Source organism: Streptomyces sp. NPDC051364 (assembly GCF_040682115.1).
Lineage (GTDB): Bacteria > Actinomycetota > Actinomycetes > Streptomycetales > Streptomycetaceae > Streptomyces.
Window position 1 is genome coordinate 215,360 of the sequence record NZ_JBFBAH010000004.1, and the last position, 24,095, is coordinate 239,454.

Consider the following 24,095-nt stretch of genomic DNA (forward strand, 5'->3'; position numbering starts at 1 on the left):
TGACCGCACATATCGGAGGAGCCGGTGACGGCAGCGAAACTGGAGTCGGGAAGGCGGGCGGCGATGTCCACCGAAGGGGCGACCACGGAGCCGGAAGGCGGGGCAGCCACTCGCACGGCGCGTGTGCCCAAGTACTACCGACTCAAGCGGCACTTGCTCGACATGACCGAGACGCTGCCCCCCGGCACGCCGGTACCGCCGGAGCGCACGCTCGCGGCCGAATTCGACACCTCGCGCACCACCGTGCGCCAGGCGCTCCAGGAGCTCGTCGTCGAGGGCCGGCTGGAGCGTATTCAGGGCAAAGGCACCTTTGTCGCGAAACCGAAGGTCTCCCAGCCGCTCCAACTGTCCTCGTACACGGAGGACATGCGGGCCCAGGGGCTGGAGCCCACGTCCCAACTCCTCGACATCGGCTACGTGACGGCAGACGACACCCTGGCCGGGCTCCTCAAGATCGCCACGGGCGGCCGGGTGCTGCGCATCGAGCGGCTGCGCCTCGCCAGCGGCGAGCCGATGGCCATCGAGACCACCCACCTCTCGGCGAAGCGCTTCCCCGCGCTGCGCCGCTCGCTGGCCAAGTACACGTCCCTCTACACCGCCCTCGCCGAGGTGTACGACGTACGGCTCGCGGAGGCCGAGGAGACCATCGAGACCTCCCTGGCCACCCCGCGCGAGGCGGGCCTGCTGGGCACCGACGTCGGCCTGCCGATGCTGATGCTCTCCCGCCACTCGCTGGACGCCGACGGCGAACCCGTGGAGTGGGTCCGGTCGGTGTACCGCGGCGATCGTTACAAGTTCGTCGCCCGACTCCAGCGCCCCGCCGTGTGATTCGTAGTTGACTCTCGTTCCGCTATACGGACGGGGGCTTACGTTCACCGGGCGGCCCCCGTAGATTCCCTGCGCTTAAGCAGATGATCAACGAGGGGACGAGGATCATGCCGGAACCGGAAGCAACAGGTACAGAACGGAACGCGGCGAGTCCGGGCACGGCGGCGGACTCGCCTTCCGCATCAGGGGACATGGCCTCGGGCGGCATGACCCCGAAGGCGATCGCCGTCTGGGTGCTCGTCGGCCTCATCGGGGCCCTCGGCTGGGGCATCCTGGCGCTCTCGCGCGGCGAGGAGATCTCGGCCGCCTGGCTGCTCGCCGCCGCGCTGGGCTCGTACGCCATCGGCTACCGCTTCTACGCGCGCTTCATCTCCCACCGGGTCCTGAAGGTCGACAAGACGCGGGCCACCCCGGCCGAACGCCTTGACAACGGTGTCGACTTCCACCCCACCGACCGCCGCGTGCTCTTCGGCCACCACTTCGCCGCCGTGGCCGGCGCCGGTCCGCTGGTGGGCCCCGTGCTCGCCGCGCAGATGGGCTACCTGCCGGGCACCATCTGGATCGTCGCGGGCGTCATCTTCGCGGGCGCCGTCCAGGACATGGTCACCCTCTTCTTCTCCACCCGCCGCGACGGGCGCTCGCTCGGCCAGATGGCCCGGGACGAGATCGGCCCGGTCGGCGGAGCCGCCGCCCTGGTCGCCGTGTTCGCCATCATGATCATCCTGCTGGCCGTGCTCGCACTGGTCATCGTCAACGCCCTGGCGCACTCCCCCTGGGGTGTCTTCTCCATCGGCATGACCATCCCGATCGCCCTCTTCATGGGCTTCTACCTGCGCGTGCTGCGGCCGGGCCGGGTCACCGAGATCTCCGTCATCGGCGTCGCGCTGCTGCTGCTCGCCATCGTCGCGGGCGGCTGGGTCGCCGAGTCCTCGCTGGCGAGCACCTTCACGCTGGAGAAGGAGACGCTCGTCCTCTGGATGGTCGCGTACGGCTTCATCGCCTCGGTGCTGCCGGTGTGGATGCTGCTCGCGCCCCGCGACTACCTCTCCACCTTCATGAAGGTCGGCACCATCGCGCTGATGGCGGTGGGCGTGGTGCTGGCGATGCCGACGCTGAAGATGCCCGCGGTCACCGACTTCGCCGCCCGCGGGGACGGGCCCGTCTTCGCCGGGTCGATGTTCCCCTTCGTCTTCATCACCATCGCCTGCGGCGCCCTGTCCGGCTTCCACGCACTGGTCTCCTCGGGCACCACCCCGAAGATGATCCAGAAGGAGACCCAGGTCCGGGTCATCGGCTACGGCGCCATGCTGACGGAGTCCTTCGTCGCCGTCATGGCAATCATCGCGGCCACCATCATCGAGCCCGGCCTGTTCTTCGCGGTCAACTCCCCCGCCGGCGTCATCGGCACGACCGTCGAGACCGCCTCGCAGGCCGTGACCAACTTCGGCTTCGCCGTGTCGCCCGAGTACCTCGCGCAGGCCGCGAAGGACGTCGAGGAGGCCAGCCTGCTGTCCCGTACGGGCGGCGCGCCGACCTTCGCACTCGGAATGTCGGAGATCTTCTCGTCCGTGGTCGGCGGCGCCGGGATGAAGGCGTTCTGGTACCACTTCGCGATCATGTTCGAGGCGCTGTTCATCCTGACGACCCTCGACGCGGGCACCCGCGTCGGCCGGTTCATGCTCCAGGACACCCTCGGCAACGTGCACAAGTCCTTCAAGGACATCAGCTGGAAGCCGGGCGTGTGGCTGGCGAGCGCGCTCGTCGTCGGCGGCTGGGGCTACTTCCTGTGGGTCGGCATCAAGGACCCGCTGGGCGGCATCAACCAGCTGTTCCCGCTGTTCGGGATCGCGAACCAGCTGCTCGCGGCGGTGGCCCTGGCCGTCTGCACCACGCTGCTCGTCAAGTCCGGGCGGCTCAAGTGGGCGTGGGTCACCGGCGTCCCGCTGGCCTGGGACGTGGCCGTCACGCTCACCGCGAGCTACCAGAAGGTGTTCTCCGACGACGTGAAGGTCGGCTTCTTCGCGCAGCGCGACAAGTACCAGACCGGGATCGACGCCGGGAAGGTGCTGCCGCCCGCCAAGAACATGGACGAGATGCACACCGTGGTCACCAACGCCACGGTGGACGGCGCACTGTCGGCGCTGTTCGCCATCCTGATCATCATCGTGCTGCTGGACGCGGCACGGACCTGCTTCAAGGCGATCGCCGCCCCGGAGACGGTCAGGCTGTCCGAGGTCCCGTGGACCGAGTCGAAGATCATCGCCCCGGCCGGGCTCATCGCGACGCCGGAGGAGCGGGCGGAGCTCGCCGCCGCCGGCCTGGACTCGGGCGGCGGCCGCGTGAAGGAGCCGGTGGCGTGAGCGGCGTCCGCGCGGCGCTGGCGAAGGCGCGGTTCTTCGTACGGGAGTTCTCGGGCGAGGCGGCGTACGACCGTTACGTCGCGCACGCCCGCGCGCACGACCCCGCGGCCGAGGTCCTGACCCGCCGCGCCTTCGAACGCGCCCGCACGGACGCCCGCGAGGCAGACCCCCGCGAGGGCTTCCGCTGCTGCTGAGCACGTATGTGAAGGGCCCCGCCGGATCGGTGGGGCCCTTCGCCGTCCCTCAGCGCACCCAGTCCTTGAGGACCTCGGTCTGCAGGGTGATGCCGACGGGCTCGGGGAGCGCGATGTCCGTGCCGTACGGCACGATGTGGATGCTCTCGTACTGTCGGCCGTTCGGCTGGCTGTAGACGGAGATTTGGCACTTGGCCCGGTCGATCAGGAGGTAGACGGGGATACCCGTCTCCGCGTAGGCGCGGGGCTTCTCGACATGGTCGCGCCGGTGGGTGTCCGAATCCCACGAGGTCACCTCTACGACCATGAGGATCGGATCGGGGTCGACCCAGTCCCCCTGCCCGACGAATGCTTCGGAATGCGCGAGCGCCGCATCCGGAATCGCCCGGCCGGCCCGGTACTCCTGGGCCTTGATGCCCTGCCCCGGATGCAGCCACAGCTCGGGGCGGTGCTGCATGCAGATCCGCGTGAGCCACTGGATGATCATCCCGTGGTCGCCGTCCGGCATGGCCTTGCTCCTGATGATCCCGTCGATGAATTCCAGCCGCGTCCCCTCCCTCTCGCGGGCCGCTATGCGCGCCACGGCTTCGAAGTCCTCAGTCAGCATGTGGGGCCGGTCTGTCATCACGGTCATGCCTCGCTCGCCTTCCTCGACGGTGCTGTCTCCGACGATAGCGCCGGGCGCTGACACCCGTACGGCACACTCGACCGCATGGACATCGTGATCAGGCAAGCGCTGGCGGCGGAGTACGGAACGCTCGGGGAGATCACCGCGCAGGCCTATCTCGGGGACGGGCTGCTCACGTTCGGCGAGGACGATCCGTACCTCGCGCGGCTGCGGGACGTGGCCGGGCGGGCGCGCGACGGGGTGATACTCGTCGCCGCCGCGAGCGACGGACGGCTCCTCGGAGGTGTGGCGTTCGCCGCGCCCGGGAGCCCGCTGTGCGACATCGCCCGAGCCGGCGAGGCCGAGTTCCGGATGCTGGCCGTCGCCCGGGAGGGCCGCGGGCGGGGCGCCGGGGAGGCGCTCGTACGGGCCTGCGTGGAGCGGGCGAGGGTCATCGAGGGCGTACGGCGCCTTGTTCTGTCCACCACGGACGACATGGTCGGAGCCCACCGGATCTACGAACGGCTCGGCTTCGTCCGCACGCCCGAACGGGACTGGGAGCCCGTCCCCGGCCTCACTCTGCTCACGTACGGTCTCGAACTGTAGCCACGCCGACACAACATCTAGGGGGTCGCACAGGAAGCGGCCCCCACATGTATGCTCATGCTCGCTGTCGCCGCAGGGGAATCCGGTGCGAATCCGGAACTGTCCCGCAACGGTATGAAGTACACCCATTGGTGTCACCGCAAGTCCGAGGACCTGCCGACAGTGCGCCCGGCTCGACCGAACCGGGTGCCGACACGTCCGGGCCCCGCGGTTGGGCCGGTGGACGCCGTGCGGTGTGAGCGTGCCCAGCCAGGCCCTGCCCCGCGCGCGCCCGCTCGCGCCCGCACCGAAGGTGTCCCGGAGCCGAGCGAGGGAGAGCTCCCCCCGTGACCATCGCGCCTTCCGCACCGCGCGCCGAGTCCGACCCGTCCGACACCGGAATCGAGACCGGGGGACCTGGGGCCGCACTGCTGCGTACCCTCACCGAGCTGACCGCCGACCTCCCCGACACCGACCCGGGCCGGGTCGCCGCAGCCGCGCTCCGCGGGCGCAGCGCCGCCGCCGACGAGGCCGAGCTGCGCGGGCTGGCCACGGAGGCCGCCGCCGGTCTCATCTCCGAGGACCCGGCGTACTCCCGGCTCGCCGCCCGGCTGCTGACGCTGGCCGTCGCCGAGGAAGCCGCGGGCCAGGGGGCCACCTCCTTCTCCGCCTCCGTCGCGGTCGGCCACCGCGAGGGCCTGATCGCGGACCGCACCGCCGAGTTCGTGGCGCTGCACGCGAGCCGCCTGGACGCACTGGTCGAGCACACCCTCGCCGAGGGCGCCGACGACCGCTTCGGCTTCTTCGGCCTGCGCACCCTGCACAGCCGCTACCTGCTGCGCCACCCGATCACCCGTCAGGTCGTCGAGACCCCGCAGCACTTCATGCTGCGCGTGGCCTGCGGCCTCGCCGAGAACGACAGTGTCCAGGCCGTCGAGGAAGTGGCCTCGCTCTACCGGCTGATGAGCCGCCTCGACTACCTGCCGTCCTCCCCCACGCTCTTCAACTCCGGCACCCGGCACCCGCAGATGTCCTCCTGCTACCTGCTGGACTCCCCGCTGGACGAGCTCGACTCGATCTACGACCGCTACCACCAGGTCGCGCGCCTGTCGAAGCACGCCGGCGGCATCGGCCTCTCGTACTCGCGCATCCGCGCCCGCGGTTCGCTGATCCGCGGTACGAACGGCCACTCCAACGGCATCGTGCCGTTCCTGAAGACCCTCGACGCCTCCGTCGCCGCCGTGAACCAGGGCGGCCGCCGCAAGGGCGCCGCCGCGGTCTACCTGGAGACCTGGCACGCGGACATCGAGGAGTTCCTGGAGCTCCGCGACAACACGGGCGAGGACCAGCGCCGTACGCACAACCTGAACCTCGCGCACTGGGTGCCGGACGAGTTCATGCGCCGCGTGAACGCGGACGCCGACTGGTCGCTGTTCTCCCCGGCCGACGTGCCCGAGCTGGTCGACCTGTGGGGCGACGAGTTCGACGCCGCGTACCGCAAGGCCGAAGCGGACGGCCTGGCCCGCAAGTCCATGCCCGCCCGCGACCTGTACGGCCGGATGATGCGCACCCTCGCGCAGACCGGCCAGGGCTGGATGACCTTCAAGGACGCCTCCAACCGCACGGCGAACCAGACCGCCGAGCCGGGCCGGGTCGTGCACTCCTCGAACCTGTGCACCGAGATCCTCGAGGTCACCAACGACGGCGAGACCGCTGTCTGCAACCTCGGCTCGGTCAACCTGGGTGCGTTCGTCCTCACCGAGACGGGTGAGATGGACTGGGAGCGGCTGGACGAGACCGTCCGCACCGCCGTGACCTTCCTCGACCGCGTCGTGGACATCAACTTCTACCCGACCGAGCAGGCCGAGCGCTCCAACTCCCGCTGGCGCCCGGTCGGCCTGGGCGCGATGGGCCTGCAGGACGTCTTCTTCAAGCTGCGCCTGCCCTTCGACTCCGCCGAGGCCAAGGCCCTCTCCACCAAGATCGCCGAGCGCATCATGCTCGCCGCGTACGAGGCCTCCTGCGACCTGGCCGAGCGCCACGGCGCGCTCCCGGCCTGGTCGGAGACCCGTACGGCCCGCGGTGTCCTGCACCCGGACCACTACGACACCGAGCGCGCCTGGCCCGAGCGCTGGGACGCCCTGCGCGCCCGCGTCGCCGAGACCGGCATGCGCAACTCGCTGCTCCTCGCCATCGCCCCGACGGCGACGATCGCCTCGATCGCCGGCGTGTACGAGTGCATCGAGCCGCAGGTCTCCAACCTCTTCAAGCGCGAGACGCTGAGCGGTGAGTTCCTCCAGGTCAACGGCTACCTGGTGGAGGAGCTGAAGCAGCTCGGCGTGTGGGACGCCCAGACCCGCGAGGCCCTGCGCGACTCCAGCGGCTCGGTCCAGGGCTTCGGCTGGATCCCGGCCGAGGTGCGCGAGCTGTACCGCACGGCGTGGGAGATCCCGCAGCGCGGCCTGATCGACATGGCGGCGGCCCGTACGCCGTACCTCGACCAGTCGCAGTCGCTGAACCTGTTCCTGGAGACGCCGACCATCGGGAAGCTGTCCTCGATGTACGCGTACGCCTGGAAGCAGGGCCTGAAGACCACGTACTACCTGCGCTCGCGCCCGGCGACGAAGATCGCCCGCGCCGCGCAGGCGGCCGCCCCCGTCGCGCTGCCCCAGGCGGTCGCCGACGCCGAGGCGCTGGCCTGCTCCCTTGAGAACCCCGAGTCCTGCGAGGCCTGCCAGTAATGAGCTCCACCAACAAGAACCTGCTCGACCCGGGCTTCGAGCTGACTCTCCGCCCCATGCGCTACCCGGACTTCTACGAGCGCTACCGGGACGCGATCAAGAACACCTGGACCGTCGAGGAGGTCGACCTCCACTCGGACGTCGCCGACCTCGCGAAGCTGACGCCCGCCGAGCAGCACATGATCGGCCGCCTCGTCGCGTTCTTCGCGACGGGCGACTCGATCGTCTCGAACAACCTGGTGCTGACGCTCTACAAGCACATCAACTCCCCGGAGGCGCGTCTGTACCTGTCGCGCCAGCTGTTCGAGGAGGCCGTGCACGTCCAGTTCTATCTGACGCTGCTCGACACCTACCTGCCCAACCCGGACGACCGCGCGGCCGCCTTCGACGCGGTCGAGGAGATCCCGTCGATCCGCGAGAAGGCGCAGTTCTGCTTCAAGTGGATCAACGAGGTCGAGAAGCTGGACCGGCTGGAGACGCAGGCCGACCGCCGTCGCTTCCTGCTGAACCTGATCTGCTTCGCGGCGTGCATCGAGGGCCTGTTCTTCTACGGCGCCTTCGCGTACGTGTACTGGTTCCGCTCGCGCGGCCTGCTGCACGGCCTGGCCACCGGCACCAACTGGGTGTTCCGCGACGAGACCATGCACATGAACTTCGCGTTCGAGGTCGTGGACACCGTCCGCAAGGAGGAGCCGGAGCTCTTCGACGACGCGCTCCAGCAGCAGGTCACCGACATGCTGAAGGAGGCCGTCGAGGCGGAGCTGCAGTTCGGCCGCGACCTGTGCGGTGACGGCCTGCCGGGCATGAACACCGAGTCGATGCGCGAGTACCTGGAGTGCGTCGCGGACCAGCGCCTGGTCCGCCTCGGCTTCCCCGCGGTGTACGGCTCGCAGAACCCGTTCTCCTTCATGGAGCTGCAGGGCGTCCAGGAGCTGACGAACTTCTTCGAGCGCCGCCCGTCGGCCTACCAGGTTGCGGTCGAGGGCACGGTCGACCTGGACGAAGACTTCTAAGTCGCCGGCTCCGGTCGCTTGATAGCGTCCCCGCCCATGGGGAGGAACATCCCGGTCACCGGGGTCCTGGGCGGGGGCGCTTCGTCGTGTCCGTGAGCGGGTGGGCCGGGCGGGCGCGGCTGCGGCCCGGGGGCGTGCTGTACGGGGGCGCCGTCGGGTCCGCCACCGCGCACGCGCACCACTCCGTGCAGGTCATCGCCGCGCTGGGCGGGGACGAGCTGCTGATGGCCGGGCCGGGCGGGGAGCCGTTCCGGTGCCGGGCCTACGTGGTCCCGGCCGGGGTGCGGCATTCCGTGCTGAGCGGGGTTCCGCGCGGGGTGGTGCTGCACTACGACCCGCTCTCCGTCACCGGGCGCCGGCTCGCGGCGCTGGCGGGGGACGCGGGGGACCTCGTACCGGATGCGCTGCCCGCCGATCCCTTCGAGGCGGCCTGCGCGCTGGACTCCGTACTGCCCCAGGGGCCGCTTCCGGGCGCGGATCCGCATCCGGGGCTGGTGCGGGTGCTGGACTGGCTGCCCGGGCGGGAGCACGTACGGCTGTCCCGGGCGGCCGAGGTGGCGTGCCTGTCGGAGAGCCGCCTCGCGCACCTCTTCCGGTCCGAGCTGGGGCTGCCGTTCCGCCCGTACGTGCTGTGGCTGCGGCTGATGCACGCGGTCGAACTCGCCTCCCGGGGGCACTCCCTGACGGACGCGGCACACGGTGCGGGCTTCGCCGACGGGGCGCATTTCAGCCGGGTGTGGCGGCGGATGTTCGGGATCACGCCGTCGGACTTCACCCGCACCATCCAGTGGATGTAGCAGGTTCGTTCAAGTGCCGAAGGCCCTGTCGGCCGCACCGTGGACGCATGCGAAAGATGATGAGCAAATGCGTCGCCGCCTGCACGGGGAAGACCATGCCGCCCGCCGTGCGCGAGGCCTTCGAAGCCGAGTTGCGCCGCGCCCGTGAGGCCGCGCCCGACACCCGGGCCATGTGGACCGCCCTGGAGCGGGCCCACATCATCTCCCAGGCCTGGGCCTGGCCCCACACCCGTGCGCACTGGCACATGTTCCGGCTCGCGGTGCGCTGCCGGGACGGGGCGGAGACGGTGGGGCAGGTGGTGCGGATCCTGGTCGCGGGGGCCGGGTCAGTGACCGGGCGCGTGCCGTACGGAAACACGGGGCGTACGGCGGCGGGGCTGCGCACTCCCATGCCCATTCCGGATGACCTGCGCGTGCTGCTTGGCCGCGCGTAGCTGCCGGTCGATGCGGCGGTCGCGCAGAGCGCCGTAGAGCGCGGGGCCGAGGAGGAAGGCGGCGATGGCGAGGACGACGAGGTAGTCGAGGAACGTGTTCATGGCTCCACTCTCCTCAGTGCGGCAAAAACCGGACAGTGGCAGGACTGTCATGGAAGGGCGAATTACTGCCACACTGGAGTCATGCTGAACAACGTGGCCGTGGCCCTCGTCAATGGCGTCGCCCCGTTCGAGCTGGGGATCTTCTGCGAGGTCTTCGGGATCGACCGCAGTGAGATGGGGCTGCCGGTGTACGACTTCGCCGTGTGCTCGGCGGAGGACCGGCGCTCCCCCATCGGCGACGGGCACTTCGAGATCGTCGTCCCGTACGGGCTGGAGCGGCTGGAGAGCGCGGACCTGATCTGCGTGCCCGCCGACCGCGCGGCGGTGACCCGGGAGTACCCCGAGCCGCTGCTGGAGGCGCTGCGCCGGGCCGTCGACCGGGGGGCGCGGGTGCTGAGCGTGTGCAGCGGGGCCTTCGTGCTCGGCGCCGCCGGGCTGCTGGACGGCCGGCGCTGCACCACGCACTGGATGCACTCGTCCACCCTGGCCCGCCGCTTCCCGAAGGCGAGGGTGGACCCCGACGTGCTGTACGTGGACGAGGGCCCGGTGATCACCGCCGCGGGCACGGCTTCGGGCATCGACGCGTGCCTGCACGTCGTCCGCCAGGAGCACGGCGCCGAGGTGGCCAACACCATCGCCCGGCGGATGGTCGTCCCGCCGCACCGGGACGGCGGCCAGGCGCAGTTCATCCAGCGGCCGCTGCCGCGCACGGCGTGCGACACGGTGGGCGAGGTGATCGGGTGGATGGCCCGCCACCTGGACGAGGAGATCACCGTCGAGCAGCTCGCGGAGCGCGCGCACATGTCACCGCGCACCTTCGCCCGCCGCTTCCTCCAGGAGACCGGGACGACCCCGTACCAGTGGGTGCTGCGGCAGCGCGTCCTGCTGGCGCAGGAGCTCCTGGAGGCCACGGACGACACGGTCGACGCGATCGCGGGCCGCAGCGGCTTCGGCAACGGGGCGGCCCTGCGCCACCACTTCCTGCGCGCCCTCGGTACGACCCCGAACGCCTTCCGCCGCACGTTCCGGGGCCCGCAGGCCGTGGCTTAGGCGTATCCCGTAGGCGCCTGGGGAAGGCTCAGGCGTTCGGGACCGTCTCGTAGCGCGGGGTGCCCTCTTCCATCTGGCGCAGGGCGTCCTTGCGGTCGCGCTTCGAGAGGCGGTCGATGTACAGGTACCCGTACAGGTGGTCCGTCTCGTGCTGCAGGCAGCGCGCGAAGTAGCCCGTGCCGCGCACCTTGATCGGGTTGCCCTGTGCGTCCTGGCCGGTCACCTCGGCGTAGTCCGGGCGGGCCAGCGCGGCGTACGCGGTCGGGACCGACAGGCAGCCCTCGTTGGAGTCGTCGAGCACGCGGGAGCCGGCCGGCAGCTCCACGAGCTTCGGGTTGACCACGACACCGGTGTGGCGGTTGCCGTCGTCGTCGGGGCAGTCGTAGACGAAGACCTTGGCGTCGACACCGATCTGGTTCGCAGCCAGGCCCACGCCCTCGGCGGCCTTCTGGCTGGCGAACATGTCGTCGATCAGCTGCGCCAGTTCGTCGCCGAACTCGGTGACGTCCTTGCACTCGTGGTGGAGGACCGGGTTGCCGACGACCGTGATCGGGCGGGCGGTGCCGCGCTCGCGGTGGGCGAGCTCGCGCTCCGCACAGTCCTCGGTGTCCACGACGTACCCGTCGTTCACAAGCTCGACGACCTCGTTCTCCTGCTGCGCCATGTCCGCCGTACGCCTTCCGTAAGTCCACCCGTTCACCAATGTGCCGGTACAGCCTACGGTGCCCGGTCAGCAGACTTCCTCGAGATCCCGCCACTCCCGGGTCTCCGGGCTGTCCGCGACCCAGCCGTCGAGCAGTCCGCGCACCAGGCCGGCCGGCGCCGCGATGCCGCATTCCCGCTCCGGCACCCACAGCGGGCCGGAACCGTTCGTACGGTGCCCGAGCGGTCCGGGATGCCCCGGTTCGCTGTGGTCGTGCGGGTCGAGGTGCTCGCCGTCGCCCTCGCCGCTCGGCATCACGCTCTCCGAGCAGGTCCGGCACAGCAGCCGCACCGACGACGACCAGTCCTCGGCGGCGAAGCCGGCGTCCGAGGCCAGCTGCTCCAGCGCGTCACGGTCCGCCTCGGTGGCCGCCTCCAGCAGCACCACCCAGGTCGGCACCGGCGAGGGCGCCCACAGCTCGATCTCGTCGAAGACGGGGTACGAGGGCCCGGCCGCGGTGACCCGCTCGCCGTGCGGGACCCCGTCGTGCAGGACGACCTCGCCCCAGCGGCGTCCCGAGGAGGGCAGCGGGATCGACAGGACCTCCATACGGGCCGGGTCCAGCCGGCGGCCCCAGACCACCTCGGCCTCCCCCTCGGGGGACAGCCGTACGGCGGCGCTGCCGAGCTCCATGCCGACCGGTTCGCCGCTGTTCTTCTTCCCGCCGGCGGCGGCGTCCCCGGGCACCTTCAGCCCGTACGCCTGCCAGGCCCGGCGGGCCAGCGGCCAGTCCTGCAGCGCGGTCGCGGCGATCCCGACGTTCCACCAGTCCGGGGCGCCGGTCTCGCGGTCCAGCAGGGCCACGGCGCGCAGTCCGGCGGCCCGCGCCTGCTCCCAGTCGTGCCGGAACTTGTGCAGCAGGGCGAGGTTGAACCAGGACTCGGACAGCCAGGGCTCCAGGTCCGCGGCTCTGGTCAGCAGCGCACCCGCGTCCTCGTACCGCCCGTCGCCGATCAGCGTGAACGCGCGGTCGGTGGCCTGCCGCCACGAAGCGGAGGGCCGATGCCGTACCTTCCCGAAGATCCTCACGATTCCCGCCTGCCGGTCCAACGGTGCAGCCTTGCGGACACCCTCACGGACACTCCTACTGGCATCCAACCATGCCCACTCGGACGGCCGCTCATTACCCATGGGTTACCCAAGTGGGACTTGACCGACTCTGTCACGTCCGCCCCTGGCCAGAACCCTTGCAAGACACTCCACGACCTCTGGCTGGTAGTCGCGCCCGGTGCCCAGCCGGAGCTGCTCCAGGGCCGCCAGTGAGCCGCCCGGGTGACGGGTCCCGCCGAGCAGGTCGTCGTACGCGTTGACCGCCCGTACGATGCGCGCCGCGACGGGCTGGTCCCGGTACGGGTCCGCCTGCCGCTCCACGACCACGGCCACCTCGGCGGGCACCCCGGTCTGCCGGGCGACCTCCCCGCCGAGCACGGCGATCCGGCGGGCCTCGGCGGCGGGCAGCCCGGCGGTGGCCCCGGCCCGGACCGGGTCGACGAGGGAGAGCTGGCCGATGTCGTGCATGAGGGCGGCGTATTCCAGCACGGTGAGCTCCCGCTCCGACAGCCCGAGCTCCCGGCCGACGGCGCAGCTCAGCACGGCGACGCGGCGGGAGTGCCCCGGGCGGGTACAGCCGGCGATCTCGGTGGCCCGGGCGAGGGAGGTGATGGTCTGGCGGTAGGTGGTGCGGATCGCGGTGATCCGGTGGAAGGACAGCTGGGTCAGCAGCAGGGGGAGGCAGAAGACGGGCAGGGCCCACAGCCCGGCGACGGCCACGCCAAGGGCCATGACGACCCCGGTGGCGCAGATCGCCGAGCCGATGCCGAGCTGGGCGCGCAGTTCGTCGCGCAGCAGCGGCCCGTACGGCCGGCCCGTACGGGCGTCGGCCGGCGCGGCGGCGAGCACGGCGTCGCAGAGGGCGGTGAGGCCGAGCAGGAAGAGCAGGAAGAGGACGAGGTACGGGCCCTGCCCGATGCCGTGCTCGAGCCGGCCGGAGTTGTAGAGCGGCTGGAAACAGACGGCGGCGAAGGCGACGGTGAGGACCCGGCGGGCCAGGTGGTCGGCGGCGGGACCACGGCCCCGGGCGATGTGCGGGACGATCCCGGCGAGTGCCGCGGCGACGACCACCGCGACGATCTGGAGCACCCCGTGGTGGGTGGACTGGGCGGCGTTCGGGCCGAGCAGGGCGTACGCGAGGGCGCCGGCGGAGCCCAGCGGTGCGGGCTGGCGCTCCTCGGCCCCGTCCCGGACGGCGCGGGGGTCGCCGTCCGCCCGGCGGTCACGGGTGTCACGGCGGGCGAGCTCGCCGCAGGCGATCAGGGCGCCGAAGGCCAGGGCGGTGCCGGGCTCGACGACGCCGTACCAGAGGGTGTGCCCGAGCCCGGCCAGGGTGAGTACCCCGGCGGCCCCGCGCACCGTCCACACGACCGCGCCCCTCATGCCCCGCCCCCGCCGTCCGCTTCCTGCCCGGCCCGCGGGTCCACGGTCCGCACGCCCAGGCGGGCACCCTGGGCCGGGAGCCCGGACAGCCCGGAGCCGCCGGGGTCCGGGACGGCCGCGGCGGGGACGGCCGCGACAGGAGCGGCGGCGGCTGCGGCTGCGGCGACGGCCGCCGGCGCACGGCCGGAAGCGGAAGCGGAACCGGCCGGGATCACCTGCACGTCGTCGTCGGCGGTGACCACCGGGTGCCAGCCGTCCCGGCCGATCGCGTCCACCAGCGCGTGCACCATCGCCGGGTCGAAGTGCGCCCCCGCACACCGTTCCAGCTCGGCCAGCGCCACCGGCACCGGCCGGGCCCTGCTGTACGAGCGGGTCGAGGTCATCGCGTCGAAGGCGTCGGCCACCGCCACCACCCGGGCCAGGACCGGAATCTTCTCACCGGCCAGCCCGTACGGATAACCGGTGCCGTCGACCCGCTCGTGGTGGTGCAGGATCGCGGACCGGGCCTCCCCCAGGAAGCCGATGCCGCGCACCATCTCGTGCCCGTACTCGGGGTGCAGCTCGATGACCCTGCGTTCCTCGGGCGTCAGCGGCCCGTCCTTGCGCAGCAGCCGGGTCGGGACGCCGAGTTTGCCGACGTCGTGCAGGATCCCGGCGATCCGGACGGCCTCGAGCCGGCCCTCGGCCATGCCCAGCTCGCGGGCGATCATCGCCGAGGCCTGGCCGACGCGCTCGCTGTGGCCGCGCGTGTAGCGGTCCTTGAGGTCGACGGCCTGGACGAGCGCCCGGATCGTGGCCTGGTGGGCGGCCCGTTCGCGGTGGTACTGGGCGAAGACCCAGGAGGAGATGTACATCGGCAGCAGGACGAGCAGCGCGGCCGGGAGCCCGTACGGGCTGCGCCACATGACGGCCATCATCAGCCCGGCGAGGCCGTGCACGCAGTGCGGGGCCAGGGAGCCGGTGAGCCGTCCGCGCCACGCGGTCCGCGCGGGCCGTCCCTCGGCGGCGGCCAGGATGCCCGCGTCGAGGGCGCTCAGTACGAGGCAGAAGGCGGCGGCTGCGGCCGCCGCGGGGAGCATCGCGTACGGGAAGTCCGCGAGCCGGCCGGCCGCGCCGGGCGGCCCGGACCCCCCGAAGGCCGCGCCGAAAGACCCCTCGAAGGGGCTTCCGCCGAGCGCGGCCGGCCCGCCCAGCAGGGCGAACGTCCATCCCGCGGCCCAGGCGGCCGTGGCCTGCTGCGCCGCGTGCCACACCCGGCGCACCCGGGCGGGGCGCTGGACCACGGCCTGGGCGAACCCGCCGGGCAGCGCAACGAGGGCGGCGGCGGCCGGCGGCAGCAGGAAGACGGCGGCGAGCACCACGGGGAAGAAGGAGCCGATGCCCTCGAGGACCCGGCGGCGGCTGCCCGGCAGCGGGCACAGCTTGGCGAGTTCGCAGCCCAGGCAGAGGAGGGCGAGCAGCCCGACGACGGGCCAGGGGGTGCCGGAATCGGCGAAGGCCGGGGCGGTGCAGGCGAATGCCGCGAGGACGGCGCACAGGATGGCGGCCCGCATGAGGGAGGGGCGCGCCGCCGGGGGAAGTACCCGCATGGCGCTCTCCTCCCCTGTGCCGTGCGCACCCGGTACCGCCGGATCGCACCGGCACCGCTTGGGGAGAATAGGCGTGGCCCCTTGTACAGGGGGCCACATTTTCGTATTGCGCCGTACGGGCGCCCCCGGATTAGCACCTTCGGGTGAACGAAGTGGGTTTCCAGGGGCAGTTGTTCGATCAGCCGGTGGCGGGATCCGCGGTCACGTCATGATCGGGGACGGCCTGGCCCGAACGGATCAGCTCGATCCGGCCCATGACCTTCGAGCGCAGATCGGTCGGCACGTCGTCCGAACCGCAGCAGCGCTTCACCAGCTTCTTCACGGCCTGCTCGAGACCGTACTTCTCCAGACAGGGATTGCACTCGCCGAAGTGTGTCTCGAACTTCGTGCAATCACTGTCCGGCATCTCGTGGTCCAGGAACTCGTACAGGTGGTCCAGGACCTCAGAGCACTCCGTCTCGTGCGGCTCTCCGCAGCTCATGAGCCCGAGCCTTTCAGGTCGTTCGACTCTCCCGCGCCGGCGGGGACCAGCCCGCGCTCACGGGCATAGTCCTCCAGCATTCCGCGGAGTTGACGGCGGCCACGGTGCAGTCGCGACATGACCGTACCGATGGGTGTACCCATGATGTCCGCGATCTCCTTGTACGCAAAGCCCTCTACGTCGGCAAGATAGACCGCGATGCGGAACTCCTCCGGAATGGCCTGAAGCGCTTCCTTCACATCTGAATCGGGCAGGTGGTCGAGCGCCTGCGATTCGGCGGAACGCAGTCCCGTCGACATGTGCGACTCGGCGCGCGCCAGCTGCCAGTCCTCGATCTCCTCCGCCGCACTGCGCTGCGGTTCACGCTGCTTCTTGCGGTAGGAGTTGATGAACGTGTTGGTCAGAATGCGGTAGAGCCACGCCTTGAGATTGGTGCCCTCGCGGAACTGGTGGAAGGACGCGTATGCCTTCGCGTACGTCTCCTGGACCAGGTCCTCGGCGTCGGCCGGATTGCGCGTCATGCGCAGTGCGGCCGAGTACATCTGGTCGAGGTAGCCGAGGGCGTCCCTCTCGAAGCGCGCATTGCGCTCCGGGGTTGTCTCCTCCGCGTGGCCTTCGTCGGTCCCAGCGACAGGACCCACCTCCTCCGACTGCGTGACGGCTCCGAAAGCGGACCCGCTCGAATCGGAGAATAGTCGACCATCCCGGCCTTCCGCCGCCTGAACCAGGCTGCGCTTGGGCCCGGGCAGGACCGTCCAGTCCAGGCCTGCCGCCTGCGGACGGTGCTGGCTGATGACCTGGGTCATGCGCTCCCTCTCCTCCGACGATTTCCCGTGCGTTTCCGACATCCGGCACAACAGAAGGGCGGGGCCGTGCATTCCCGGGGTTTGAGGCCTCTGCCGGGCAGGCTCCGAAAGGTGATCGGGATCACGTCAGAGGGGAAGTCGGGCGAGCCATGCGGTGACGGCCCCGGTGATCGCCTCGAGGGTCTCCTCCTGGGTCGGACCGGCCTTCTTCGGCACCGCGAAGCCGTGATCGGCGTGCGGGACCTCCACCAGTTCGTACACCGCCTGCGCGGTCGGCGGCGGGAACTCCTCGGGCCGCCCGAAAGGGTCCCGGCCGCCCTGGACGACCAGGGTGGGCCGCCCGGCACCGGTCAGCTCCTCGGCCCGGGACTTCTCGGGCCGGCCCGGCGGGTGCAGCGGGAACGCCAGCGCCAGCACCCCGGCCGCCCCCAGCTGGGCGGCGGTCCGGCAGGCCACCCGGGCCCCGGCGCTGCGCCCGCCCGCCACGACGGGCAGCCCGGGCTCGGCCAGCGCCGGCCACAGGCCCCGCCAGCCCTCGTCGAGCACCTTGGGCGCGGCGGCCACCTTCTTCCCGGCGACCCGCCACGGCTGCTCGACCAGCGCCACGGTGACCCCCTGCGCGGGCAGGGCGGCGGCCAGGGCCTGGAGGTCGCGGGCCTCAATCCCGCCGCCGGCGCCGTGGCTGACGGCCAGTACGAGGCGGGCCGTGCGGGCGGGTGCGGGATGCCAGGTGATGCGGGCCTCGCCCGCCGGGGTGTCGACGCTCTCGGTACGCGTACGGGTGGTCATGGACCCATCCTGCACGGGTCAGAACAGCGTGCACTCCTGCGGCGCGGCCAGCTCGTCGAGCAGCTCCGGCCCGTTGTTGCGGACGTTGCTGACGGCCGCGGACACCGGGTACGCGCGCATCATCCCGCCCGGCGGCGGTGTGAGCAGGGCCTGGAGTTCGCCGGTGTCGGTGCGGGCCGGATCCAGCCAGGCGTCCCAGCGGTCCGGGGTCAGCATCAGCGGCATCCGGGGGTGGATCTCGGCGAGCGAGGCAGGGCCCTCGGCCGGGGCCACGGCCAGCGGCCCGGTCTCGGCCTCGGCGGTGATCACCGAGCAGGTCGCCCACCAGGCCTGCGGGTGGTCGCCGGGTAGGGTCGGGTCGCGCCAGAACTCGTACATCCCGGCCATGGCGAAGACGGAGCCGTCGGCGGGGAGCACGAAGTAGGGCTGCTTGCGGGCCCGCTTCTTCTTGCCCTCGACCTCGAGCTGCCGCTCGTCGTGGGCGGTGACCCACTCGTAGTAGCCGTCGGCGGGGACGATGCAGCGGCGCTGTGCGAAGGGCCGGCGGAAGGACGGCTTCTCGGCCAGCGTCTCGGACCGGGCGTTGATCATCCGGGCGGCGCCGTCGGGGTTCTTGGCCCAGGAGGGGACGAGCCCCCACTTCAGGGTGCGCAGCTGACGAACCGGACGCGGATCCGGAGCGTCCTTCACAGGACGGTCGAGGACGACGTGGACCTCCTTCGTCGGCGCCACGTTCCAGTCGGGTGCCAGGGTCTCCTCCGGCTCCCACCGCTCGATGCCGAAGGCCTCCACCAGGTCCTCGGGCCCACGACTCGCTGCATACCTTCCGCACATGGCTGCCACACTGCCATCTCACCCGCCCACCACCGCAAGGAGTCCGCCACTCTATGGACAGCACCACGACCGCCGGCCTGTGGGACCGGCTGACCGGCATACAGACCCCGCCGGCCCTGTGGCTGGTGATCGTGACGGGCGTGGCCGCGCTGGCCGTCGTGGGGCCGCGCCCGCTGTGGCGGCTGTCCCGCAACGCCGTGACCATCGCGCACGAGGGGGGCCACGGGCTGATCGCGCTGCTGACCGGACGGAAGCTGGACGGGATCCGGCTGCACTCCGACACCAGCGGGGTCACCGTCAGCGTCGGCAAGGCGACCGGGCCCGGGATGATCCTGACCGCCGCTGCCGGGTACCCGGCGCCCTCGCTGCTCGGGCTCGGCGGAGCCGCGCTGCTGTCGGCCCACCGGATCACGCTGCTGCTGTGGGCGTCCACCGCGCTGCTGCTGGCGATGCTGGTGATGATCCGGAACGCGTACGGCGCCCTGACGGTGGTGCTGTCCGGCGCCGCGTTCGTGCTGGTCTCCTGGCTCGCCCCGGCCGAGGTCCAGGCGGTCTTCGCGTACCTGGTGGTGTGGTTCCTGCTGATGGGCGGCGTGCGGCCGGTCTTCGAGCTGGGCGCCAAGCGCCGGCACGGCGGGGCGCCGGATTCCGACGCGGACCAGCTGGGGCGGCTCACCCACGTCCACCCGGTGGCCTGGCTGCTCCTGTTCCACGCCGTCGCACTGTGCTCGCTCATCGGCGGCGGGCGCTGGCTTCTCAACCTCTGAGACGGACCCCGCCCGGCCCCGCTACGGCGGCGCGATCAAGATCTGCGTCCGGGAGGAACCACTAAAGTGGGGGCCATGACCGAGACCCCCGCGCTTCACGCCCTCTGGCCCGCTCCGCTCGCCGACGGCACCGTCCACGCCACCGTCACCGTGCCCGGGTCGAAGTCGGTCACCAACCGCGCCCTCGTCCTGGCCGCGCTCGCCGCCGAGCCGGGCTGGGTGCGCCGCCCGCTGCGCTCGCGCGACTCCCAGCTGATGGCGGACGCGCTGCGCGCGCTGGGCGTCGGCATCGAGGAGACCGCGTCCTCCAGCTCCGGCGACGGCTCCGGCGGCGAGGCCTGGCGGATCATCCCGGCCGCCCTGCACGGCCCGGCCACGGTCGACGTCGGCAATGCGGGCACGGTCATGCGCTTCCTGCCGCCCGTCGCCACCCTGGCCGCCGGCGACATCCGCTTCGACGGCGACCCGCGTTCCTACGAGCGCCCGCTCGGCCAGGTCATCAGCGCCCTGCGCACCCTCGGCGCCCGGATCGACGACGACGGCCGGGGCGCGCTGCCCCTGACGGTCCAGGGCGGCGGGGCCCTGGAGGGCGGCGTCGTCGAGATCGACGCCTCCAACTCCTCGCAGTTCGTCTCGGCGCTGCTGCTCTCCGGCCCGCGCTTCAACCAGGGCGTCGAGGTCCGGCACGTGGGCACCGCCCTGCCGTCGATGCCGCACATCCGGATGACGGTGGAGATGCTGCGCGCGGCGGGCGCCCAGGTCGACACCCCCGAGGCGGGCGGCGAGCCGAACGTGTGGCGGGTCGCGCCGAGCGCGCTGCTGGGCCGCGACATGGTCGTGGAGCCGGACCTGTCGAACGCGCAGCCGTTCCTGGCGGCGGCTCTGATCACCGGCGGCACGGTCACCATCCCGGACTGGCCGCGCCGCACCACCCAGCCGGGCGACGAGCTGCGCCGGATCTTCACCGAGATGGGCGGCTCCTGCGAGCTGACCGACGCGGGCCTGGTCTTCACCGGCAGCGGCAAGATCCACGGCATCGACGTGGACCTGAGCGAGGTCGGCGAACTGACCCCGGGCATCGCGGCCGTGGCGGCACTGGCGGACTCCCCGTCCACCCTGCGCGGGGTCGCGCACCTGCGGCTGCACGAGACGGACCGGCTGGCGGCGCTGACCGCGGAGATCAACGGGCTCGGCGGTGAGGTCACCGAGACCGCCGACGGCCTGCACATCCGCCCGCGCCCGCTGCACGGCGGCGTGTTCCACACGTACGACGACCACCGGATGGCCACCGCGGGCGCGGTGATCGGCCTGGCGGTGGGGGGCGTGGAGATCGAGAACGTGGCGACGACCGCGAAGACCCTGCCGGACTTCCCCAGGATGTGGGCTGACATGCTCTCGGGAGCGGGAGCGTAGGGCCCGTCATGCGCAGGTACGGCAAGCACACCGACGAGGACGACATCCGCCAGCGGCCCAACCCCAAGGGCAACCGGCCCCGGACCACCATCCGGCCCAAGCACGAGGACGCGGCGGAGGGCTTCGTCCTGACCGTCGACCGCGGCCGGCTGACCTGCCTGGTCGACGGCCGCACGATCCACGCGATGAAGGCCCGTGAGCTGGGCCGCAAGGCGGCGGTCGTCGGTGACCGGGTCTGGATCGTGGGCGACCTGACCGGCAAGAAGGACACCCTCGCGCGGATCGTGCGGATCGAGGAGCGCAAGTCCGTCCTGCGGCGCACCGCGGACGACGACGACCCGTACGAGCGGGTGGTCGTCGCCAACGCGGACCAGCTGGCGATCGTCACGGCACTGGCCGACCCGGAGCCGCGGCCCCGGATGATCGACCGCTGTCTGGTGGCCGCGTACGACGCCGGGCTGGAGCCGCTGCTGGTGCTCACGAAGTCGGACCTGACCTCCCCGGACAAGATCCTGGAGATCTACTCCACGTTCGGCCTGAACTACGTGGTCACCAACCGCGAGGAGCTGGCGAGCGGCGACGCCGCCGACCGGGTGCGCGAGCGCCTGAACGGCCGGATCACCGCCTTCGTCGGCCACTCGGGCGTCGGCAAGACCACCCTGGTGAACTCGCTGGTCGCCGAGGGCCGCCAGCGCGCCACCGGGCACGTCAACGCGGTGACCGGCCGCGGCCGGCACACCACCACCTCGGCGCTCGCACTGCCGCTGCCGGGCGGCGACGGCTGGGTCATCGACACCCCGGGCGTGCGCTCGTTCGGCCTGCACCACGTGGACCCGTCCCGGGTGATCCTGGCCTTCCCGGAACTGGTTCCCGGTACGGAGGGCTGCCCGCGGGCCTGCAGCCACGACGAGCAGGACTGCGCGCTCGACAAGTGGGTGGAGGACGGCCACGCGGATCCGGCGCGCCTGTACTCGCTGCGGCGGCTGCTCCAGACCCGCGAGCGCCGCGAAGGAGACTGATCGTCCGGCGGGGTTTGCCGAGCACCACGTCTGGTAAATGCATAATCGCACCACGTGACATGACGTCACCTGACGCGGGGAGGCATGCGCCATGGCGTGGCTGCTGGTGGTCGTCGCCGGAATCCTGGAGACCGGTTTCGCGGTCTGCCTCAAGCTGTCCCACGGGTTCACCCGGCTGTGGCCGACCATCGCCTTCGCCGCGTTCGCGCTCGGCAGCTTCGGGCTGCTGACCCTGGCTCTGAAGAAACTGGACGTGGGCCCGGCCTACGCGGTGTGGACGGGCATCGGGGCCGCCGGGACGGCCATCTACGGCATGGTCTTCCTCGGCGATCTGGTCTCGACCCTCAAACTCGTCTCGATCTCGCTGGTCATCCTGGGCGTCATCGGCCTCCAGCTGTCCGGTTCGGCTCACTGAGCAGGCGCAGCAGCCGCATCAGTTCACCGAGCCCCGGCTCCTCGCCGGGGGCTATCACGTAGGACAGCGCGAGGCGCACGGCGAGCTCGCACCGCTGCGCCCCCTCCCCCGGGGTGAGCGCCACCGAGGCCCGGTCGCGGACGGCCCGGGCCAGCTCCCCGGGCCCCGGGGCCGGTACGCCCGGCCGCACTCCCTGCCCGGGCGGCATCGGTAGGTTCCCGTCCCAGCACCCTGTCAGCAGGGCCCGTACGAGGGGACGCGCGCGGGCCGCCCGTACGGTCCACTCCGCAACCGAGGCGAGGCGCTCGGCGGCCCCGGCCGGGGAGCGCAGGACCCGGTCCACCCCTTCGAGGTACCAGTCGGCCTCGCGGCGCACCAGGGCCCGGCCCAGGCCCGCCTTGCCGCCGAACTCGTTGTAGAGGGTCTGCCGGGACACCCCGGCGGTGGCCGCCACGTCGACCATCCGCACGGACGGCCAGGGGCGCGCCAACAGCGCCGCTCCCGCCGCTTCCAGCAAGGACTCCCGGGCTGCCGGCATCCGCGCCTCCCCGCTCGACTTCCCCGCTCGGCCTTCCCGCCAGAGTTGACGGACCGACAGATCCTGTCAAGGGCGCCTGCCGGTCGCTCCGTGGACGCCGTTCGCCGGGTCCGGGGAGTCCCGATACTGTTCGGCCATGCCCGAGTATGACGATGACCTCCGCCTTGCCCTTCAGCTCGCCGATGCGGCGGACGCCGCCACGATGCAGCGTTTCCGCGCCCTCGACCTGAAGGTCGAGACGAAGCCGGACATGACCCCGGTGAGCGAGGCGGACAAGGCCGCCGAGGAGATCGTCCGGGCCGGGATCGAGGCCGCGCGGCCCGCCGACGCCATCCTGGGCGAGGAGTACGGCCTCAAGGGCAGCGGTCCGCGCCGCTGGGTCGTGGACCCGATCGACGGTACGAAGAACTACGTGCGCGGCGTCCCGGTCTGGGCCACGCTGATCTCGCTGATGGCGGAGGATGCCGACGGGGTCTTCCGGCCGGTGGTCGGCGTGGTCTCGGCGCCGGCGCTGGGCCGCCGCTGGTGGGCGGCGCAGGGCGGGGGCGCGTACGCCGGCGGTGCGCTGGACGCTGCGCCCGTACCGCTCGGGGTCTCGAAGGTGGGCACCCTCGGCGACGCCTCCTTCGCGTACTCCTCGCTGAGCGGCTGGGAGGAGCAGGGCCGGCTCGCCGGGTTCCTGGACCTGACCCGGCAGTGCTGGCGGACCCGCGGCTACGGCGACTTCTGGCCGTACATGATGGTCGCGGAGGGCTCGCTGGACCTGTGCGCCGAGCCGGAGCTGAACCTGTGGGACATGGCGGCCATCGCGGTCGTGGTCCAGGAGGCGGGCGGCCGGTTCACCGACCTGGACGGCGCGGAGGGCGTGCACGGCGGGAACGCGGCGGCCTCGAACGGGCTGTTGCACGAGGAGATGCTGGGATATCTGCGCCCGCGCGCCTGAGCCGTCCGTGCCCTGCGCCCGACAACCGGGTGCGCCCTCTTGATGACCCTCCGTGTCCATGGGAATCTGAGACTCCATCCGCTTGTGCGCTTGTGAAGGCCTTCTCTAAGTTCCGTGCCGTTCGGTGCGGACCTTCACCGGGCGCACCCACCCAAGCGGAGGGACTCTCCCCAGGAGGTGGCTCTCTTCATGCTCGTCCGCGACGCCATGAGCACCGTGATCCTCACCCTCGGACCCGCCCACACCCTCCGGCAGGCGGCCTGCCTGATGTCCGGCCGACGGGTCGGCGCAGCCGTCGTCCTCGATCCCGACCACAGTGGGATCGGCATCCTGACCGAACGCGACATCCTCAACTCCCTCGGCGCGGGACACGATCCCGACCGGGAGTCCGTGGGCGCACACACCACCAACAACGTGGTGTTCTGCACCCCGCAGGCCACCGTCCAGGAGGCTGCCGAGGCCATGGTCCACGGCGGCTTCCGCCATCTGATCGTGCTGGAGCACGGCGGGCCCGTCGGCATCGTGTCCGTACGCGATGTCATCCGCTGCTGGGTGCCGGCGCGGCGCAGCACCGTACCGGCGTAGCACCCGTACGTACCGGCGCAAGCCGGAGGGCCGGGCCCCGTCGGGGTCCGGCCCTTCAGCTCTCGGCGA

General features: G+C 71.8%; 25 protein-coding genes and 1 riboswitch. Of the genes, 15 read left to right on the forward strand and 10 right to left on the reverse strand.

All coding sequences use genetic code 11. The annotated features are described in order from the left end of the window. Positions 1–63: 63 nt before the first annotated feature. From AB0M76_RS10650 to AB0M76_RS10660, 3 genes are all read left to right on the forward strand, one after another. On the forward strand, positions 64–828 hold the full coding sequence (locus AB0M76_RS10650; RefSeq protein WP_030153577.1) for a GntR family transcriptional regulator: 765 nt from the start codon (positions 64–66) through the stop codon (positions 826–828). A gap of 206 nt (positions 829–1,034) precedes the next feature. After that, entirely contained in the window at positions 1,035–3,188 is a 2,154-nt protein-coding gene (locus AB0M76_RS10655) for a carbon starvation CstA family protein (protein ID WP_365952516.1), read from the forward strand. After that, entirely contained in the window at positions 3,185–3,382 is a 198-nt protein-coding gene (locus tag AB0M76_RS10660; protein WP_365952518.1) for a YbdD/YjiX family protein, read from the forward strand. The genes AB0M76_RS10655 and AB0M76_RS10660 overlap by 4 nt, the downstream gene beginning before the upstream one ends. A gap of 49 nt (positions 3,383–3,431) precedes the next feature. Here the strand turns inward: AB0M76_RS10660 and AB0M76_RS10665 are convergent, their stop codons facing one another. Then, positions 3,432–4,016, reverse strand: coding sequence for a Uma2 family endonuclease (locus AB0M76_RS10665; protein ID WP_365952519.1), 585 nt, complete (start codon positions 4,014–4,016; stop codon positions 3,432–3,434). Positions 4,017–4,094: 78 nt separating this feature from the next. On the opposite strand from AB0M76_RS10665, the gene AB0M76_RS10670 reads away from it, so the two are divergent. The 6 genes from AB0M76_RS10670 to AB0M76_RS10695 all read left to right on the forward strand — a co-directional run bounded on the left by AB0M76_RS10670 (position 4,095) and on the right by AB0M76_RS10695 (position 10,711). Beyond that, positions 4,095–4,595, forward strand: a complete 501-nt coding sequence (locus tag AB0M76_RS10670) for a GNAT family N-acetyltransferase (protein WP_365952520.1) — start codon at positions 4,095–4,097, stop codon at positions 4,593–4,595. A gap of 44 nt (positions 4,596–4,639) precedes the next feature. Beyond that, a riboswitch (cobalamin riboswitch) is annotated at positions 4,640–4,771 on the forward strand. A 156-nt stretch (positions 4,772–4,927) separates the two neighbouring features. Further along, positions 4,928–7,315, forward strand: a complete 2,388-nt coding sequence (locus AB0M76_RS10675; RefSeq protein WP_365952759.1) for a ribonucleoside-diphosphate reductase subunit alpha — start codon at positions 4,928–4,930, stop codon at positions 7,313–7,315. Next, on the forward strand, positions 7,315–8,328 hold the full coding sequence (locus tag AB0M76_RS10680) for a ribonucleotide-diphosphate reductase subunit beta (protein WP_365952521.1): 1,014 nt from the start codon (positions 7,315–7,317) through the stop codon (positions 8,326–8,328). Before AB0M76_RS10675 ends, AB0M76_RS10680 begins: the two co-directional genes overlap by 1 nt. A gap of 86 nt (positions 8,329–8,414) precedes the next feature. Further along, positions 8,415–9,125: a helix-turn-helix domain-containing protein gene (locus tag AB0M76_RS10685; RefSeq protein ID WP_365952522.1), complete on the forward strand. Its 711-nt coding sequence runs from the start codon at positions 8,415–8,417 to the stop codon at positions 9,123–9,125. A 47-nt stretch (positions 9,126–9,172) separates the two neighbouring features. Next, positions 9,173–9,559: a DUF3703 domain-containing protein gene (locus AB0M76_RS10690; RefSeq protein WP_365952523.1), complete on the forward strand. Its 387-nt coding sequence runs from the start codon at positions 9,173–9,175 to the stop codon at positions 9,557–9,559. A gap of 183 nt (positions 9,560–9,742) precedes the next feature. After that, positions 9,743–10,711, forward strand: coding sequence for a helix-turn-helix domain-containing protein (locus AB0M76_RS10695; RefSeq protein WP_365952524.1), 969 nt, complete (start codon positions 9,743–9,745; stop codon positions 10,709–10,711). A 28-nt stretch (positions 10,712–10,739) separates the two neighbouring features. Here AB0M76_RS10695 and def read toward each other — a convergent pair whose 3' ends face one another. The 8 genes from def to AB0M76_RS10735 form a co-directional block, all read right to left on the reverse strand. Beyond that, the gene (gene def, locus AB0M76_RS10700; protein ID WP_266996946.1) at positions 10,740–11,375 is read right to left on the reverse strand and encodes a peptide deformylase; all 636 of its coding nucleotides are present in this window, start codon (positions 11,373–11,375) and stop codon (positions 10,740–10,742) included. Positions 11,376–11,441: 66 nt separating this feature from the next. Continuing rightward, positions 11,442–12,443, reverse strand: coding sequence for a hypothetical protein (locus AB0M76_RS10705; RefSeq protein WP_266625664.1), 1,002 nt, complete (start codon positions 12,441–12,443; stop codon positions 11,442–11,444). A 105-nt stretch (positions 12,444–12,548) separates the two neighbouring features. Continuing rightward, positions 12,549–13,847 (reverse strand): HD domain-containing protein, encoded by a 1,299-nt coding sequence (locus tag AB0M76_RS10710; protein ID WP_365952526.1) that lies wholly within the window; start codon positions 13,845–13,847, stop codon positions 12,549–12,551. Then, complete coding sequence (locus AB0M76_RS10715; RefSeq protein ID WP_365952527.1) at positions 13,844–15,436, reverse strand: HD-GYP domain-containing protein; 1,593 nt, start codon at positions 15,434–15,436, stop codon at positions 13,844–13,846. Before AB0M76_RS10715 ends, AB0M76_RS10710 begins: the two co-directional genes overlap by 4 nt. Before the next feature lie 178 nt (positions 15,437–15,614). Continuing rightward, positions 15,615–15,917, reverse strand: coding sequence for a mycothiol system anti-sigma-R factor (gene rsrA, locus AB0M76_RS10720; RefSeq protein WP_053784609.1), 303 nt, complete (start codon positions 15,915–15,917; stop codon positions 15,615–15,617). Continuing rightward, positions 15,914–16,558 carry a sigma-70 family RNA polymerase sigma factor gene (locus tag AB0M76_RS10725; protein ID WP_008741505.1) on the reverse strand — a complete coding sequence of 215 codons (645 nt, stop codon included), beginning with the start codon at positions 16,556–16,558 and terminating at the stop codon, positions 15,914–15,916. The genes rsrA and AB0M76_RS10725 overlap by 4 nt, the downstream gene beginning before the upstream one ends. A 291-nt stretch (positions 16,559–16,849) precedes the next feature. Continuing rightward, positions 16,850–17,512, reverse strand: coding sequence for an alpha/beta family hydrolase (locus AB0M76_RS10730; RefSeq protein ID WP_365952528.1), 663 nt, complete (start codon positions 17,510–17,512; stop codon positions 16,850–16,852). A gap of 18 nt (positions 17,513–17,530) precedes the next feature. Continuing rightward, on the reverse strand, positions 17,531–18,346 hold the full coding sequence (locus AB0M76_RS10735) for an SOS response-associated peptidase (RefSeq protein ID WP_365952529.1): 816 nt from the start codon (positions 18,344–18,346) through the stop codon (positions 17,531–17,533). Between the two features lie 53 nt (positions 18,347–18,399). On the opposite strand from AB0M76_RS10735, the gene AB0M76_RS10740 reads away from it, so the two are divergent. The 4 genes from AB0M76_RS10740 (at position 18,400) to AB0M76_RS10755 (ending at position 21,960) form a co-directional block, all read left to right on the forward strand. Continuing rightward, positions 18,400–19,113 carry a M50 family metallopeptidase gene (locus AB0M76_RS10740; RefSeq protein ID WP_365952530.1) on the forward strand — a complete coding sequence of 238 codons (714 nt, stop codon included), beginning with the start codon at positions 18,400–18,402 and terminating at the stop codon, positions 19,111–19,113. Positions 19,114–19,188: 75 nt separating this feature from the next. Further along, on the forward strand, positions 19,189–20,526 hold the full coding sequence (gene aroA, locus AB0M76_RS10745) for a 3-phosphoshikimate 1-carboxyvinyltransferase (RefSeq protein ID WP_365952531.1): 1,338 nt from the start codon (positions 19,189–19,191) through the stop codon (positions 20,524–20,526). A gap of 8 nt (positions 20,527–20,534) precedes the next feature. Beyond that, entirely contained in the window at positions 20,535–21,545 is a 1,011-nt protein-coding gene (gene rsgA / locus AB0M76_RS10750) for a ribosome small subunit-dependent GTPase A (RefSeq protein ID WP_266663953.1), read from the forward strand. A 91-nt stretch (positions 21,546–21,636) separates the two neighbouring features. After that, positions 21,637–21,960 carry a multidrug efflux SMR transporter gene (locus AB0M76_RS10755; RefSeq protein ID WP_030153546.1) on the forward strand — a complete coding sequence of 108 codons (324 nt, stop codon included), beginning with the start codon at positions 21,637–21,639 and terminating at the stop codon, positions 21,958–21,960. On the opposite strand, the gene AB0M76_RS10760 is transcribed toward AB0M76_RS10755, so the two are convergent. Then, positions 21,926–22,498, reverse strand: a complete 573-nt coding sequence (locus tag AB0M76_RS10760) for a TetR/AcrR family transcriptional regulator (RefSeq protein WP_365952532.1) — start codon at positions 22,496–22,498, stop codon at positions 21,926–21,928. The two genes, AB0M76_RS10755 and AB0M76_RS10760, sit on opposite strands and share 35 nt — an antisense overlap. A gap of 136 nt (positions 22,499–22,634) precedes the next feature. Between AB0M76_RS10760 and hisN the strand changes: the two genes are divergently transcribed. Both hisN and AB0M76_RS10770 read left to right on the forward strand, forming a co-directional pair. Continuing rightward, positions 22,635–23,441 carry a histidinol-phosphatase gene (hisN, locus tag AB0M76_RS10765; protein WP_365952533.1) on the forward strand — a complete coding sequence of 269 codons (807 nt, stop codon included), beginning with the start codon at positions 22,635–22,637 and terminating at the stop codon, positions 23,439–23,441. 189 nt (positions 23,442–23,630) lie between these two features. Further along, positions 23,631–24,026, forward strand: coding sequence for a CBS domain-containing protein (locus AB0M76_RS10770; RefSeq protein WP_365952760.1), 396 nt, complete (start codon positions 23,631–23,633; stop codon positions 24,024–24,026). Positions 24,027–24,095 lie beyond the last annotated feature (69 nt).